The 15,097-nt window shown below is 71.9% G+C and carries 13 protein-coding genes; 5 read left to right on the top strand and 8 right to left on the bottom strand.

The genetic code is table 11. From position 1 onward, the window contains the following. Positions 1-4: 4 nt before the first annotated feature. Complete coding sequence (locus G4D86_RS02950) at positions 5-733, bottom strand: RNA polymerase sigma factor (protein WP_205519436.1); 729 nt, start codon at positions 731-733, stop codon at positions 5-7. Between the two features lie 134 nt (positions 734-867). Between G4D86_RS02950 and G4D86_RS02945 the strand changes: the two genes are divergently transcribed. After that, entirely contained in the window at positions 868-1,332 is a 465-nt protein-coding gene (locus tag G4D86_RS02945) for a peptidase associated/transthyretin-like domain-containing protein (RefSeq protein WP_163989100.1), read from the top strand. A 1-nt stretch (position 1,333) separates the two neighbouring features. On the opposite strand, the gene G4D86_RS02940 is transcribed toward G4D86_RS02945, so the two are convergent. The 5 genes from G4D86_RS02940 to G4D86_RS02920 all read right to left on the bottom strand — a co-directional run bounded on the left by G4D86_RS02940 (position 1,334) and on the right by G4D86_RS02920 (position 7,464). Continuing rightward, on the bottom strand, positions 1,334-1,879 hold the full coding sequence (locus tag G4D86_RS02940) for a M15 family metallopeptidase (protein ID WP_163989098.1): 546 nt from the start codon (positions 1,877-1,879) through the stop codon (positions 1,334-1,336). A gap of 86 nt (positions 1,880-1,965) precedes the next feature. Beyond that, positions 1,966-2,370: an MGMT family protein gene (locus G4D86_RS02935; RefSeq protein ID WP_163989096.1), complete on the bottom strand. Its 405-nt coding sequence runs from the start codon at positions 2,368-2,370 to the stop codon at positions 1,966-1,968. A 124-nt stretch (positions 2,371-2,494) separates the two neighbouring features. Continuing rightward, positions 2,495-4,228, bottom strand: a complete 1,734-nt coding sequence (locus G4D86_RS02930; RefSeq protein ID WP_240360005.1) for a DUF2339 domain-containing protein — start codon at positions 4,226-4,228, stop codon at positions 2,495-2,497. Between the two features lie 15 nt (positions 4,229-4,243). Continuing rightward, entirely contained in the window at positions 4,244-4,657 is a 414-nt protein-coding gene (locus G4D86_RS02925) for a response regulator (RefSeq protein WP_163989094.1), read from the bottom strand. Further along, complete coding sequence (locus G4D86_RS02920) at positions 4,654-7,464, bottom strand: ATP-binding protein (RefSeq protein ID WP_163989093.1); 2,811 nt, start codon at positions 7,462-7,464, stop codon at positions 4,654-4,656. Before G4D86_RS02920 ends, G4D86_RS02925 begins: the two co-directional genes overlap by 4 nt. A gap of 334 nt (positions 7,465-7,798) precedes the next feature. On the opposite strand from G4D86_RS02920, the gene G4D86_RS02915 reads away from it, so the two are divergent. Next, on the top strand, positions 7,799-9,754 hold the full coding sequence (locus tag G4D86_RS02915; RefSeq protein ID WP_163989091.1) for a hypothetical protein: 1,956 nt from the start codon (positions 7,799-7,801) through the stop codon (positions 9,752-9,754). Between the two features lie 4 nt (positions 9,755-9,758). On the opposite strand, the gene G4D86_RS02910 is transcribed toward G4D86_RS02915, so the two are convergent. Together G4D86_RS02910 and G4D86_RS02905 are read right to left on the bottom strand one after the other, a co-directional pair. After that, positions 9,759-10,157: an ACT domain-containing protein gene (locus G4D86_RS02910; protein ID WP_163989088.1), complete on the bottom strand. Its 399-nt coding sequence runs from the start codon at positions 10,155-10,157 to the stop codon at positions 9,759-9,761. 18 nt (positions 10,158-10,175) lie between these two features. After that, positions 10,176-10,706 (bottom strand): FHA domain-containing protein, encoded by a 531-nt coding sequence (locus G4D86_RS02905; RefSeq protein ID WP_163989086.1) that lies wholly within the window; start codon positions 10,704-10,706, stop codon positions 10,176-10,178. 178 nt (positions 10,707-10,884) lie between these two features. On the opposite strand from G4D86_RS02905, the gene greA reads away from it, so the two are divergent. The 3 genes from greA to G4D86_RS02890 all read left to right on the top strand — a co-directional run bounded on the left by greA (position 10,885) and on the right by G4D86_RS02890 (position 15,091). Then, the gene (greA, locus tag G4D86_RS02900; protein WP_163989084.1) at positions 10,885-11,403 is read left to right on the top strand and encodes a transcription elongation factor GreA; all 519 of its coding nucleotides are present in this window, start codon (positions 10,885-10,887) and stop codon (positions 11,401-11,403) included. 112 nt (positions 11,404-11,515) lie between these two features. Next, positions 11,516-14,392, top strand: coding sequence for an ATP-dependent DNA helicase RecG (gene recG, locus G4D86_RS02895; RefSeq protein WP_163989082.1), 2,877 nt, complete (start codon positions 11,516-11,518; stop codon positions 14,390-14,392). Positions 14,393-14,452: 60 nt separating this feature from the next. Next, positions 14,453-15,091: a protein-L-isoaspartate(D-aspartate) O-methyltransferase gene (locus G4D86_RS02890; RefSeq protein ID WP_163989079.1), complete on the top strand. Its 639-nt coding sequence runs from the start codon at positions 14,453-14,455 to the stop codon at positions 15,089-15,091. Positions 15,092-15,097 lie beyond the last annotated feature (6 nt).

Here is a 15,097-nt window from a genome sequence, read left to right as displayed (position 1 = left end):
CGCTTCACCCCAGGGCGGCGAGGAGGTAGCGCAATTCGTCGGCCACCTCGTCCTCGCGCTCCACGGTGCGGGCGACCTCGTCCTGGAGGAGTGCGCGGTAGCGGAGGCGGAGGCGGTGGACGGTGACCTTCACGTTCTCCTCGGACATGCCGAGCTCCGTGGCGAGCACCGCGTACGGGGCCCCGGCTCCGTCACCGGTGAGGCATCCTCGGAGCCGCTCGAACAGGTCCGCCTTGCCCAGCCGGACGTACTCGCCGCGCAGCGTGTCCAGCACCCGCTCGAGCACGGCGAGCGCCCAGCGCCGCTCGAAGAGCTTCTCGGGCGTCAGGTCATCCGCGGGCTCGAAGCGGCCGTACTCGCTCTCCGCCTCGGTGCCGTCGATGGAATGGTGGATGGCGCCGCCGCCGCGCTTCTGGGCCTGCTCGCGGTGCCAGTCATTCGTCAGATGGTGCTTCAGCGCGGCGAGGAGCCACGAGCGGAACCTCCCGCGCTCACGGTCCACGGTGGCCAGGTCGTTGCGCTCCAGCAGCCGAAGGAAGAAGCCCTGGGTCAGGTCGAAGGCCGGGTCCGCCGCGTAGCCCCGGCGCCGCACGAAGGCATAGCAGGGGTGCCAGTACAGCCCGCACAGCGTGGACAGGGCCGCGTGCGCATCCGGGGCGTTCTTCTGGCCCGCGGCCGCGATGAGGCTCCACCGCGTGGTGGCGAACGCCTGGGGCTTTTCCGGAGGAGCCACGCGGCGAGCATACCGGCCCGGCTTCACGGACCGGGAGTCCTCCCCGGAGGGCCGACACGACGTCGACTGCTGGAAAACCATTGGCGCCTCGTTTTTCCGAGGGGGGCCCGGGAGGGCGGGGCCAGGAGTTACGCGTGGTTCAGCGCGCCCTGTGCCCGGTATGTGAGTTGCTTCCAACCCAGGGCATGGTCCGGACCTTCGGCTTCCCGCTGCTCATCGCGCTCACCCTGGTCGGGTGTGACACCCTCGAACGCACGCTCGGGGATGGCGACGAGGGACCTCCCGAAGAGCGCTCCTGCGAGGGCGTCGTCTGTGGCCCCTGCGCGCCCGCAATCACCGTGCGCGTCAGCGGCGGGCCTGGCAATCCCGCGCCCGACGCGGTGCTGTCCGGCCTCAACGGGAGCTGCGGCGCGGATGGCACCAGGACGGTGTGCTCGACGAACGTCTACGCGCCGGGCGACTACGCCTTCGAGGTCCGCGCCCCCGGCTACCAGCCCGCTTCCGTGGAGGTGACGGTGCCGGAGGTGCTGGTGGTGGGCGCCTGCTGCAACTGCGGCTACGAGGCGCGCGTGCTGGACGTCACGCTGGAGCGGCTGTAGCTCAGCTCGCGTCCTGTTTGGCGACGGGCTCCGGGGCGGGCTCGGGGCCCACGTCGCGGCCCAGACAGTCCTGCCCCTCGGCGGGGCCCAGGGTGGTGCGCGGGCGGAACTCCCAGTGCCACGGCTCCGACGGCACCGTGCGACGGAAGCCGAAGCGGCACGCATGGGACGCGAGCCAGTCGTACGTGTTCGAGCTGACGTCCCCCACGACGAGGTCCACCGCGAGCCCGCGCTGGTGGTTGGAGCGCCCGGGCCGCGCGGCCTTCGGGCCCAGTCCCTTGCGGTAGCGCAGGTACAGCCAGCGCTGCTCCCTGCGTGAGCGGTAGCCGCTGGTGACCCGCAGCGACACGCCCTCCACGCGGGCCTCCGTGCTCATGCGGAGGAACGCCTCGGCGGCGGCATGGTGGAGCAGCTCGCCGCCCTTGATGCGGACGAGCTTCGAGCCCTTCGCCTTCGTCCGTCGGACCTTGGTGGGGCCGGCGAACGACGACGACGCGGCGAGGCACACGAGGAGGAGGACACCCCAGCGGAGGAACGCGAGCGGCATGTTGGATTCCGGCCCGGTGGCCGGATTCGGATGCTCTCGCTTCTATTCCCCCGTGCAAAGCAGGCGGGGAGGCGAGCGCCCGCCCTTCAGAAGAGACGAAGCTGCGGGTCCGGCGCGCTCCCCGGGCGCTTGGGCAGCGACTGGAATCCGTGGGCGCGGGCCCACTCCTCGCTCGGGCCCGGCCAGTGGTGCGCGTCCATGCGCACGTGGCCGCGCTCGTCGAACGCGACGCCTTCCTCCACCAACAGCTCGCGCTGGCCGTGGCCCGACGTGCTGATGCCACCGGTGCGGTTGATGATGCGCTGCCACGGCACCGTCGCCGAGCGGGCGCCGAGCGCACCCAGCGCATGGCCCACGATTCGGGCATCACAGCCGTCACCCACGATGGCGGCGATGTCGCCGTACGTGGCCACCTGGCCGCGCGGCACCTGCTCGGAGGCGGTGTAGATGCGCTCGTAGTAGTCGCGCTCTTCGCGCACTGGCGTGGACATGGCGGCCTCCTGGCCCATGAAGGTTTCCCCGGCGAAATGCCGTGTCATGGGTTGGGAGTCAAGAGCCCGACCGGGCGGGTGGGGTTCGCTGTGCCCGGTGCGTCCAATGGCGGGCGCCCGGCCGTCAGCCCTTGCGGTCCCTCAGGCGCGTGTACGTGTAGGAGATGACGAGCAACATCACCCCCAGCAGGATGAAGGTGAGCACGCGCTGATCCGCGGGAAGGTTGGCCAGGTCCACCACCAGCAGGCGCACCAGGGCGAGTCCGAGGAGGGCCAGCGCCGCCCACCGGTACCAGCGCTCGCGCACGGCGAAGCCCAGGGCGAAGAGGCCGAAGGCGGCCACCACCCAGCCCAGCGTGACGAGCCCCTCGGGCATCAGTCCTCCCACGAGCCGGAGGAGGGCCAGCCCCGCGCCTGCCGCGCACGCGGCCTGGAGGAGGGCGTCGCCCCGCTGCGCACCCGAAGGCGGAGGGCCGGGCCAGAGCGCGGAGCCGGCGCGCTCGACGATGACGAAGGCGACGAAGAGGGACGCGAGCAGCAGCGTCCGTCCGGGCGTGAGCACCTCGCACGTGCCCAGCGCGGTGAAGAGGATGAGCACGCCCACCCACCGCAGCACCGGCGAGTCCGTGCCGCGCGCCGCGAGCCCCGTGGCCAGGCCCGTCACCGTCCACGCGGCCACCAGGGTGGAGTCCCGGTACTCGGTGGGCATGGCCAGGGCGAAGGTGATGGCGGTGAGCGCGAGGTACGCGTGGAAGAGGGTGCCGGGCGCCTGCCTCGCGCGGGCCACCGCGGCGCTGCCGGCCTCGGCGAGCGCCAGCACCACGAAGAAGGTGAACAGGTGGCTCTCGCTCCACCGCGCCACCTCGTACCCGCCGAGCAGCGCCAGCCCCATCCAGTTGAGCAGCGCGAAGGCGAGGCACGCGCGCCGGGACAGCTCGCGCGGGCGGGCCAGCAGCGCCACGGAGAAGAGGACGAAGTAGAGGAGGAGGAAGCCCAGGCTCAAGAGCAGCCGCTCGCGCTCCGGCGCCCCCGGGGCCACGCTGTCATCGCGCAGCGCCCAGACGACGTGCGTCGAGTACACCGCCACCAGGCTGGACAGCGGCACCACGACCCACCGGTTGCGCACGAGGAAGAAGAGGGCGCCGGACGCGAGCAGCGTGGTGGACAGCAGCGTGAAGGTGGTGATTTCGCTGAGCATCCCCGTGTGCAGCCCGAGGAAGAGCGCGATGCCCGCCACCGTCTCCGACTGCATCCGGTGCGCGATGACCACGATGGCGACGACGAGCAGCGCGAGCAGCACCAGCGCGAGCGCCTGGCTCTCGATGACGCGCACCGAGGGCAGGAAGTGCAGCGCGTACGTGACGAAGTACGCCAGCGCCAGGCCGCCGCCGAAGACGATGCGCCCGAACAATTCATGCCGCCGCGCCAGCCAGAGGCCGAATGCGCCCAGGCCCACGCTCAGCACGTACCCGGCCACCACGCGGGCCAGCATCCCCAGCTCACCGAAGCGGTAGGTGATGAGGTAGGCGATTCCGATGATGAGCGCGACGATGCCCAGCCGGCTCAGCCAATAGGTGCCGAGGTGCGCCTCCAGGTCCCGCTTTTCCACAGCCGCGGGCGTGGGCGCGACGGCGCCGGGTCCCTGCACCTCCGCCGCGACGGTGGGCGGCGCCTCGGCCCGGACGCCAGACGACTCCAGGCGGGTGAGGCGTGCCTCCAGCGAGGCGACGGTGGACTCCAGCCTGCGGATGGCCTCGCGCAGCTCCTGCTCGTCACCCTCGGCCGCCATGCCCTCGTTCCCCTCGCACCCGGACGCGGCGCCGGCCCTGCCACCGCGCCCGGCATCGACTGTAGACATGCCAGCGTGAGCCGGCTACGGCCTCGTGCCGCCCTGTCGGGAAGCGAGGGCCAGCCCCTCCCTCACGCGGGCGAGGAGCTCCTCCGGACCGAAGGGCTTGGCGAGGAAGGCATACGCGCCGAGCTCCGCCGCCCGGGCTGCTCCGCGCTCATCGGCCGAGATGATGAGCAGCGGCGTGGGCGGCTCCTGTGCCCCACGCAGCCGTGAGACCTGGTCCGTCACGTCCACGCCCGGCAGGCGCAGGTCGAGCACCACGACGGCGGGCCGGACTCGCGACAGGCCTTCCCACAGCGAGGCCGTGTCCGCGGCCAGGAACACGCGCAGCCCGCCCAGCGTCTCCAGCACCAACTGGATGGCCTCGAGCACCCGGGGGTCATGGTCCACGGCCAGCACCCACGTGGGCTCGCCGGCTTCGTTCGGAAGGTTCATGGGGGCTGCTCCTTCCCGGAGCTCTCGCCCTCGGGAGCGGGCGGTGTCCGGGGCAGCCAGAGCGAGAAGGTGCTGCCCTGGCCCTCCACGCTCGTCACCTCGATGCGGCCGCCGTGTTGCTCCGCGAGCTCGCGCGAGCCGAACAGCCCCAGCCCCGTTCCCGGGATGCGCCCGACGACGTTCTCCCCGCGGAAGAAGCGCTCGAAGAGGTGGGGCAGGTCTCTGGCGGGGATGCCCATCCCCCGGTCCTGGACCTCGACGAGGGCCCACTCGGCCCCGCCCACCTCGCGGCGCGCGACGCTCACGTCGATGGGGCTTCCCTCCGGGCTGTACTTCACCGCGTTGGTCAGCAGGTTGCGGACGATGCGCCGCACGCGCACTGCGTCCACCGGCGCGACGACGGGGGCCTCGGGCGTGTGGACCCGCAGCTCGTGGCGCCGCGAGCCCTGCTGCTGGTCCGCGACGACGTCCCGCGCGAGCGCGGCCATGTCCACCTCGGTGCGCCGCAGGTGGGGACGCTGGCCCGTCTCGCCGCGCATCAGGTCGACGATGCTCTCGATCATCGAGCCCATCTCGTCGGCGGCCGTCAGGATGCGCGTCGTCGCGGACGTGAGGCGCTCGGGCACGAGCTCCTTCCGCTTCGTCACCTCGGCGGCGAGCAGCGCCGCGCGCATCTTGATGACCGTCAGCGGATTGCGCAGGTCGTGGGCCACCGAGGACAGGAAGTCGTCCCGGGTGCGCAGGGCGCGCTGCAGCCGGGTGAGGAGCCGGGCGTTCTCCAGCGCCAGCCCGCAGCGACCGGCGAGGTCCTGCGCCAGCCTCAGGTCCTCCCGGGTATAGGGGTCGCGCCCCGCGCCGACCAGGAGCGAGAGCGTGCCGAGCACCTGCTCGCGGGCCACGAGTGGCACCACCATGAGGCTCTGGGGAGCCAGCGCGCGCAACGCGGCGAGGTGCTCCGCGGACGACACCATGGCCGCCTGGCCCTCGTCCCGGTAGTGCTCGATGAGCCGCGCCTCGCCGGTGCGGAAGACCTCGAGCACGGGACTGGCGGAGCCCGCGCGGGGGCGGTGGCGTCGGATGGCCTCGACGTGCTCGGTGACCGCCGGGTCCGGGTGGTAGACCGCTACGCGCTCCAGCCCGCCCGGCGTGTTGAGGTCCACCACGCACCAGTCGGCCAGCCTGGGCACCAGCAGCCGCGTGGCCTGCTCCAGGGTCTCCCTTTCATCGAGCGAACGGGCCAGCACCGCGCTCGCCTCCGCGAGGAACTGCTGCACGACCTGCGCCCGCTTGTGCTCATGGATGTCGATGGCCGCGCCCAGCCAGCCCTCCATCACCCCGGACGCGCTGCGCAGCGGAACGACCCGGCCCAGCAGCCACCGGTAGCCGCCGCGCACCGACGTGACGCGGAACTCGACGGAGTAGGCCAGGCCCTCGCGGATGCCCTCGTCGCGCCGGGCTCGCAACCGGGGCAGGTCCTCCGGGTGGATGGCCTTCAGCCACCCATAGGTCGCGGCCTCCTGGGGCGTCTGCCCGGTCAGCTCGTACCAGCGCGAGTTGAACTGGGTGTTGCTGCCGTCCGGGGCGTTGGTCCAGATGACCTGGGGCGCCGCCTCGAACATCTGCCGGTAGCGCTCCTCACTGGCGCGCACTGCCTGCTCGGCGCGCTGCCGCACGGCCACGTCCGCGAACACGCACACGGCCGCGGTGATGATTCCCTCCGGCGAGCGCAGCGGGACGGCACTGATCTCGAGCAGCGTCTCCTGGCCGTCGCCGCGCCGGTAGCGCATCAGCTCGTTCTGCACGTGCTCGCCCCGCAGGAGGGCGCGCGCGGTGGGGTACTCCTCGGCGGCCACGCGCGAGCCATCCGCGTGGTAGCCGCCATAGGACGCGTAGTCTGCTACGTCCGAGGAGGGGATGGCGGGATGCCCGAGGATGCGCTCGGCGGCGTCGTTGTAGAGGAGGATGCGGCTGCTGGGCGCCTCGGCCACGATGACGCCCACCGGCGCCTGCGCGAGCACCGCGTTGAGCAACTGTCGCTCTCCCAGCAGCCGCTCCTGGAGCAGGGCCCGCTCGAGAGCGATGGCGCACGCGTCCCCCAGCGCCAGCGCGAGGTGTCGCTGCTGGGCGCTCGGACGTGAGCGACCCGGCAGGTGCAGCACGAGCGCCCCCAGCACCTGGAGCGTCCCACGCAGCACCAGGGCGACCTCCCAGGGCATGCCGGGGCCCGCGCGCCGGGGCTCCACCGACGCTCCCGCGCGGAGGGCGGTCCGGGCCAGCGAGGTGAGGGTATCCTCGGGAGCCGGCTCGGTGGGACTGGCCGGGACATGGCGCGCGCGCTCGGGGCCGTGCTCACCGTGAACCGCCCAGAGCTCGGAGCGCTGCGCCCCGAGCAGCACCCGGGCCTGCTCACGGGCGACCGCGGCGAGCTCCATGGCGGTGGTCGCGCGCGCGAGCGCATCGGACAGCTGCCGCAGCTGCTCCGCGCGACCGCGGCCCTCGCGCAGCGAGCCGATGGCCACGCTGATGAACCCGCCCACGAGGCTGAACGTGCCCAGCAGCACCGCCTCGCCCGGCTCGGCGACGAAGAGCTGTCCGTGCGGCCGGATGAACAGGAGCCCGAGCATGAAGGTCGACAGCCCCGTGAAGCAGAGCGCGAGCCACCGCCCGCCAATCCACGCCGCGGCGAGGATGCCCGCGAGGAAGATGGGGAAGGGCGCGCTATGGCTGAACGCGTCGAGGCCGCGAGAAACCGCCACGCACCCACACAGCAGCAGCGCGACGCTGAGGCCCTGCGCGGGCCACGACATGGGACGCATCCACCGGCGCGCGGAAGCTGAAGCGGGAATCACTGACGGGTGTCACTCATGGAGTCGACCGGAGCCAATCGTCGCCTGCGGTGGGATGGGGGCGCAGCAGCTCTCCGGATGGCGGATACGTGCTGCCGGCTTCGAGCGCAACGCTGGACGTGGGACGAGGTGTTGACCACGGCACACGCCTTGCCGGAGCACGGCCCGCGAGCATGGGACGCGGAAGTCGCGGCCCGTGGATCCAGCGGGGACCGTTGCTTCCAATACATCTCCGAACCCGGGCCCCGGCGCGCCCTGCGCCACGGGTCTGCCCTCGCAGTCGCCAAGGAACGCCATGTCCCGCGAAATCGACCTCGCACCAACCGCGGTCACCGCTTCGCGCCGCGCACCGGAGCCCGCCCGCGCGCTGGCGCTCCCCCTTGCGTTCCTGCTCGTGGCGGCCCTCGGCTTCGCGGGCTGTGACTCCGACGAGGAGGAGGAGCCTTCTCCGGACGACGCGGGCACGACCGCGGATGCTGGCACTTCGTCGGACGGCGGCGTCACGTGCCCGGCGTGCACGGACCCGGAAGTGTGTGGCGACCCCCCGCCGTCCGGAGCCTGTACGCTGGCGAATGGAGGGCGCCTGTGCAGCGCGGACTGCTGGTGCTGGGAGTACCCGCTGCCGCATGGCTACACGCTGAACGGCGCGCACTTCCGTGCCCCGGATGACGGCTGGGCCGTGGGCGAGCTGGGACACATCCAGCACTGGGATGGCACGCGGTGGACGCGCGTCCCGGGTGGAACGGCCGCGGACCTGCACGACATCCACGCGGTCTCCGCCACGGAGGTATGGGCCGTGGGTGAGAAGGGCACAGTGATGCGCTCGTCGGGCGGCGCCTTCACGGCGGTGGACGCGGGCACGACGCGCAGCCTGTCCTCCGTCTGGGCCTCCGGGCCGGGCAACGTCTGGGCCGTGGGAGCCAGCGGCACCGTGGTGCACGGCGAGGGTTCCGGCTTCAACACCGTGAGCGCGGGCACGACGCAGGACCTCAATGGCATCTGGGGCAGCAGTGCGAATGACCTCTGGGTGGTGGGCCAGAAGGGCACGCTGCGCCACCATGACGGCGCCGCGTTCTCCGTCGTCGACGCGGGCACGGACCTGCCGCTGTACGAGGTGACGGGCACCGGTCCGAGCGACGTGTGGGCCGTGACGTCCGACGACCCGTGCCTCTTCTGCGACGACTACGGCATCGTCTACCGCGTCTCCATGGCTGGACTGGAGGAGCGCCTGCGCACCTCGGACCAGTTCTTCCACGTGTTCGCCGCGGCGCCGTCGACGGTGCTTGTCACGGGGGAGACGCGCTACCGCTGGAACGCGGCGACGTGGGAGAAGCTGAGCAACGGCACCAGCGGCCTCATGGCCGGGAGTGGCGCGGACGACGTGTGGCTCTTCGGCTCGGGCAATCGCATGGCGCGGTGGACGGGCACCACCTGGGCGGCGCAGAACCCCATCACCCTGGGCAGCGTCCTGGATGTGCATGGCAGCGGGCCGCAGGACGTGTGGGCCGTGGACAGCGAGCGCCAGATCTTGCGGTGGAGCGCCGGTGCCTGGGCCCCCGCCAGCAAGGACGGGCTGGGCGCCGCGAATGACTACACGGGCGTCTTCGCGGCGTCGCCGTCGGCCGTCTGGGTGGTGACCAACAGCGGGTACATCCTCCGCTGGAGTGGAACGGCATGGAGCCAGGAGCACCAGCAGAGCAACACGGACCTGACGGCGATTCACGGCGCCTCCGCGTCGGACGTCTGGGCGGTGGGCGCGCACGGCGAGGCGCTGCACCGCGATGGCACGGGCTGGACGCTGGTACCCACGGGCAACACGAAGCCGCTGTATGACGTCTGGACGGGCAGCGCGTCACTGGCGGTGGCGGTGGGGGCCGAGGGCACCATCCTCCAGTGGAATGGCAGTGCGTGGAGTGTGATGTCCTCGGGCACGCTCAAGAACCTGCGGAGTGTCTGGGGCTCGGGGCCGGCGGACCTCTGGGCGGCGGGAGACGCAGGCACGCTGCTGCACTACGACGGCACCGCCTGGAGCACGGCGTGCACCGGCACCACCGCCAACCTGGAGGCGGTGTGGGGCACCTCCGCGACCGAGGTGTGGGCGGCGGGAGACGCGGGCACGCTGCTGCGCCTGAAGGGCACGAAGTGGGTGACCGAGCGCACCGGCACCCGCCATGACTACTCCGGGCTCTGGGCGGCCTCCGCCTCGGAGCTGTGGCTGACGGGGGACTCGGCGATTCTTCACAAGCGCTGACGCTTCATCGCGCGAAGGACTCCAGCAGGGCCATGACGTCCGTGGCCCGCGCGGAGGGGATGAACAGGTGGTCGTGGTAGTACGCGGCCACCGGGTTCACCCCGATGCCGTGCGCGGCCAGGCGCGTGGCGACGGCGGCGATGAAGCCCACCGCGTCCAGGCTGGAGTGCACCGACAGCGTCACCTGGCGGAACGTCCCCGCGTAGGTGAGGCCCGCCGCGTCGGCGCGCTCGCGGCGGAGGATGAGCGTCAGGCCCTCGTCCTCGTGGAAGAGCCCCACCGGCGCCAGCGTGCCCAGGTCCGGTGTGGCCGGGTGGGGCAGGGTGCAGAAGACATACTCCCCGTCCTTGAGTACCGGCCGCATGCGACTCAGCAGCGCGTCCAGGTTCGTCTCACCCGCCATGCGCGCGCCCCTCGCGGCTCACCCGCTGCGGGAGCCCAGCCCGGTGGCGTCGCCCGAGCGGAGCCGCTCGTGCAGCGTGCCCGTCAGCAGGTACCAGAACTGCACGTTGCCGAAGCTCAGGATGTCCCCGTCGCGCAGCACCGCCTCGCGCTTTCCCAGCGTCTGCGCGTTGAGGAAGGTGCCGTTGGTGGAGCCCAGGTCCTGCACCGTGCAGCGCTGCTCGGCCTCGTTCCAGCGCAGCTCCGCGTGCATCTTGGAGACGGACGCGTCGTCGATGATGAGGTCGCAGTCCATGCGGCGGCCGATGCGCAGCCGGTCCGTGGACTGCAGCGGCGGCAGCGTGGCCACGCGCAGGTGTTCGAATTCGAACAGGAGGGCGAGCATTCCCTGCTGGATGTCCTCGGGCGCGGCCATGCGGGTGGGGGCGAGGACGGCGGCGGACGCGTCGGAGGGCGGGCGCTGGATGAGCGCGAAGGGGCCGAGCTGACGCTGGAAGGCGGGGGTGGTCAGCGCGGCGGCGAGCGCGCGCAGTTCCTGGACGGACAGCACGCGGGCAGACTACCGGGTCGCCCGTCGTACGGACAGCACCAGCGCGATTCCCTGAAAGGGTTTCGTTGACCAGGCCGGGAGGGGTTCCCTACATTGGGCGTTTCGTGGGGGCCGGGCTCCGGAAGGAGCACCGGCCCTCTGTGTATTGAACCAGGGAGTGGTGGAAGGAGCCGTTTCGATGAGCAGCGGGAGCGACAACATCCCGATGACCCCCTCCGGACTGCGCAAGCTGAAGGATGAGCTGAAGCACCTCCAGTCCGTCGAGCGGGGGAAGATCTCGCGGGAGATCGAGGTCGCCCGTGCCCATGGGGACCTGCGCGAGAACGCCGAGTACCACGCCGCCAAGGAGAAGCAGTCGCACATCGAGGGCCGCATCCTGGACCTCAACGACTGGATTGCCCGAGCGGAAGTCATCGACACGAGCAAGCTGGGCGGTGAAAAGGTCGTCTTCGGTGCGACGGTGGACCTGTTGGACACGGAGACCGAGAAGCCGGTGACGTACCGGCTCGTCGGCGAGCTGGAGGCCGACCTGAAGAAGCGGTGGATTGCCGTCACCTCGCCGGTGGCGCGCGCGCTCATCGGCAAGAAGGTGGGCGACATCGCCACGGTGCAGAGCCCCGGCGGCACGAAGGAGCTGGAGATCACCAAGGTGCGCTTCGAGGACCCGGACGAGGGTGCGACGTCCGGCGAGAGCTGATTCCGTTTCCCTTCGGGGAGCTGCCGGGGGAGCGGGCACGGGCTCGCTCCCCCGGTCTCGTTTCCTGGGAGACGTCAGTCCTCTTCCGTAGGATGAGCGACGGAACCCGCGCGTGAACCATCCGCTCGCCAGTCTCGTCAGTCCCCTCCGGTATGCGTGCCAGCGCGACTTCGCGATGCTCGCCACCGTGAAGGGGCTGCGTGCGGTGCTCGAGCACGCGCTCGCGGGGGCCAACGGCGTGGATGCCCAGGCCCTGGACCACCTGCGCGCGGCACTGCCCTACGTGGACGACCCCGCGCCCGAGCGACGCAAGGCCGCGCTGCGCCGCGTGGTGGCCGGACTGAAGCTCAGCGGTGTGGAGCTTCCGGCGGAGCTGGAGGGCGTGGGCGCGGTGGCCCGGACTCCGGAGGGAGCCGTGTCTGCTCCACGGACGCTCGTGCGGGAGAGTGTGCTGGCTCCCGTGGAGAAGCCCCGCACGCGCGCGCCGTCACGCCAGGGCCTGCCGGTGGTGGAGGACGGGTCCGCCGGAGCAACGCCTCCGGGCTATGTCCCGCCGTGGAAGTCCGTCGAGCCCGTGGCCGCGCCTCCCCGAGCGAAGGACGCGCTGGCCCCGGGACCGCGTGCCGGAGCCACACCGGCCTCCTCGGCCCCGCGTGCTGGAGCCACACCGGCCGTCCCGGGCGCACGCCCCTCAGCCCTGCCCGCCGCCCGGAGCGCGGCCCCGGCTGCCGCTCCCACCGGCAAGACCCCACGTCAGGCCACGCTCGACACGGGGCTGGAAGCCGTGCCCGGCGCGAAGACGCGCAAGGAGAAGGTGGAGCGCAAGAAGAAGCGCGCCGTGGCGGCCGAGGCCTCGCGCGCCGAGGCAAAGCTCCTGTCCATCGCCCCTCGCACGGGGCCGTTGTCCATGCCGCTGAAGACGTTGGACAAGCGGCTGGGCCCGCGGCTGGTGTCGACCCTCAACAAGAAGGGCCTGCGCCGGCTGGGCGACATCCTCTTCCTGCTGCCGCGCTGCTACGAGGACCGCAGGAAGCTGAGCACCATCGCCGAGCTGGAGCCCGGCCAGCGCGGCGTCACCGTGGGCGTCGTGAGGCTCGCGGACTTCGTGCCCGGCCGCGGTGGCAAGCGCATGTTCCGCGCCGTCGTGGGGGACTCCTCGGGCAGCATCGCCGCCACGTACTTCAACGCGGGGCCGTGGCTGAAGAGCCGCTTCACGGTGGGCAAGCGCATCGTCCTCTCCGGCGAGGTGCGCGCCACCATGAGCGGCCGGGAGATGGCGCACCCGGAAATCGAGCCCGCCGAGGACATCGAGTCCTCCTCCGTCCACTTCAACCGCATCGTCCCCATCTACCCGGGCTTCGAGCGCGCCGAGCAGCGCTCCTTCCGGGACCTGGCCGCCAGCGTCGGGGACAAGTACGCGCAGGCGCTGGAGGACCCGCTGCCCGCGGACCTGCGCAGCCGCCTGGAGCTGATGGGCCTGCCGGACGCGCTGCGCTTCATCCACTTCCCGCCCGGCGACGCGGACCTGGAGGCGCTCGACACGCACCAGAGTGACGCGCACCGGCGCCTCGCGTTCGACGAGTTGTTCTTCCTCCAGCTCGGCATGGCGCTCAAGCGGCAGGGCATCAAGGCGGAGGAGGGCATCTCCTTCGACGTGTCTCCGACGCGGCTGGACACGGCCCGCGCCGCGCTCCCGTTCCAGCTCACCGGCGCCCAGGCGAAGGTGGTGCAGGAGCTTGCCCGCGACATGGCGCGCCCGGAGCCGATGAACCGGCTGGTGCAGGGCGACGTGGGCAGCGGCAAGACGGCGGTGGCGATGATTGCCGCCATGGTCGCGCTGCAGGACGGCTACCAGGTGGCCGTCATGGCGCCCACGGAAATCCTGGCCGAGCAGCACGAGCGCACCTTCCGCAAGGTGCTGGAGCCGCTGGGCTACAAGGTGGGGCTCTTGAGCGCGGCGGGCACTGCGAAGTCCAAGCGCGAGCGGCGCGACGCCGTGGCGCGCGGGGACATCCACCTCGCGGTGGGCACGCACGCGCTCATCCAGCAGGACGTCACCTTCCAGCGGCTGGGGCTCGCGGTCATCGACGAGCAGCACCGCTTCGGCGTGCTCCAGCGCCACACGCTGATGAGCAAGGGCCCGAAGCCGGACGTGCTGGTGATGACGGCCACGCCCATTCCGCGCACGCTGGCCATGACGCTGTACGGGGACCTGGACCTGTCCGTCATCGACCAGCTCCCGCCGGGGCGCACCCCCATCAGCACCCGCGTCTTCAACGAGAAGCAGCGCACCCGCGTGTATGAGGCGGTGGCCTCGGAGCTGGCGAAGGGCCATCAGGCCTACGTCGTCTATCCGCTGGTGGAGGAGTCGGAGAAGCTCGACCTGGAGGACGCCACGCAGGGGGTGGAGAAGCTGGCGCAGGTGTTCCCCCAGGCCAAGGTCGGCCTGCTGCACGGGCGGATGAAGGGCGAGGAGAAGGACGCCGTCATGGAGGCGTTCCGCGGCAAGGAGCTGGACCTCCTCGTCTGCACCACCGTGGTGGAGGTGGGCGTGGACGTGCCCAACGCGTCGGTGATGGTGGTGGAGCACGCCGAGCGTTTCGGCCTGTCGCAGCTCCACCAGCTCCGGGGGCGCGTGGGCCGTGGCGCGGCGGCGAGCTACTGCTACCTGATTGCCGGCGCCGCGCGCTCGTGGGAATCCACCGAGCGGCTCGGGGTGATGGAGCGCAGCAGCGACGGCTTCGTCATCGCGGAGAAGGACCTGGAGATTCGCGGGCCCGGCGAGTTCCTGGGCACGCGCCAGAGCGGCCTGCCCGAGCTGGCGGTGGCCAACCTGGCCAGGGACGGCGACCTGCTGTCCATGGCCCAGGCCGAGGCCCGGCGCATCATGGAGAAGGACCCGGACCTGAAGGCCCGGGAGAACCAGGGTCTCGTGAAGGCGCTCGAGGAGCGGTGGGAAGGCCGCCTCGCGCTGGCGCGGGTGGGGTAGAGGGCCGCACGGGGGGCGTGGGGGCATGCCTGCCTGCCCTCTGGTGACTATCGTCATGACATGGGCGATTGGGCACGGGCCGAGTACCTGAAGGACCAGGGCATCCGAGACCGGCGCGTGCTGGAGGCGATTGCCCGGCTGGAGCGCGCCGACTTCGTTCCGGAAGACGCGCGTGCCGAGGCCGGTGCGGATGCGCCGCTGCCCATCGGCTATGGGCAGACCATCAGCCAGCCCTACGTCGTGGCGCTGATGACGGAGGCCCTCCAGCTCAAGGGGCATGAGCGCGTGCTGGAGATTGGCACCGGCTCCGGCTACCAGACGGCGGTGCTCGCCCTGCTGTGCCGCGAGGTGTACACGGTGGAAATCGTCCCGGAGCTCGCACGCTCGTCGCGGCGGCTGCTGCGGCGGCTGGGGTTCGAGAACGTGTACTTCCGCCGGGGAGACGGCTCACTGGGCTGGCCCGAGGCGGCACCCTTCGACGCCATCCTCGCCGCCGCCGCGCCCAGCGAGGTTCCCACGCCCCTGGTGGCGCAGCTCCAGCGCGGCGGGCGGATGGTCATCCCCGTGGGTCCGCTGGGCGGCTCGCAGGAGTTGCTGCGCATCCAGCGCGCCAGGCGCGAGGGCGACCTTCCCCTCGTCGAGCGGCTGCTCCCGGTGCGCTTCGTCCCCATGACGGGGGAGGCCTTTCCCCGGGCTTGAGAATAC

This window comes from Pyxidicoccus caerfyrddinensis, assembly GCF_010894405.1.
Lineage (GTDB): Bacteria > Myxococcota > Myxococcia > Myxococcales > Myxococcaceae > Myxococcus > Myxococcus caerfyrddinensis.
Note: the sequence above shows the minus strand (reverse complement) of the source record. Positions and strands in the feature narration are given on the sequence as shown.

Excerpts from the sequence above, each read along its gene's own strand:
- G4D86_RS02940 (WP_163989098.1), bottom strand. The coding sequence starts at position 1,879 with ATGCCGCTCGCGTTCCTCCGCTGGGGTGTCCTCCTCCTCGTGTGCCTC.
- G4D86_RS02935 (WP_163989096.1), bottom strand. The coding sequence starts at position 2,370 with ATGTCCACGCCAGTGCGCGAAGAGCGCGACTACTACGAGCGCATCTAC.
- G4D86_RS02930 (WP_240360005.1), bottom strand. The coding sequence starts at position 4,228 with ATGTCTACAGTCGATGCCGGGCGCGGTGGCAGGGCCGGCGCCGCGTCC.
- G4D86_RS02925 (WP_163989094.1), bottom strand. The coding sequence starts at position 4,657 with ATGAACCTTCCGAACGAAGCCGGCGAGCCCACGTGGGTGCTGGCCGTG.
- G4D86_RS02920 (WP_163989093.1), bottom strand. The coding sequence starts at position 7,464 with ATGTCGTGGCCCGCGCAGGGCCTCAGCGTCGCGCTGCTGCTGTGTGGG.
- G4D86_RS02915 (WP_163989091.1), top strand. The coding sequence starts at position 7,799 with ATGTCCCGCGAAATCGACCTCGCACCAACCGCGGTCACCGCTTCGCGC.
- G4D86_RS02910 (WP_163989088.1), bottom strand. The coding sequence starts at position 10,157 with ATGGCGGGTGAGACGAACCTGGACGCGCTGCTGAGTCGCATGCGGCCG.
- greA (WP_163989084.1), top strand. The coding sequence starts at position 10,885 with ATGAGCAGCGGGAGCGACAACATCCCGATGACCCCCTCCGGACTGCGC.
- G4D86_RS02890 (WP_163989079.1), top strand. The coding sequence starts at position 14,453 with ATGGGCGATTGGGCACGGGCCGAGTACCTGAAGGACCAGGGCATCCGA.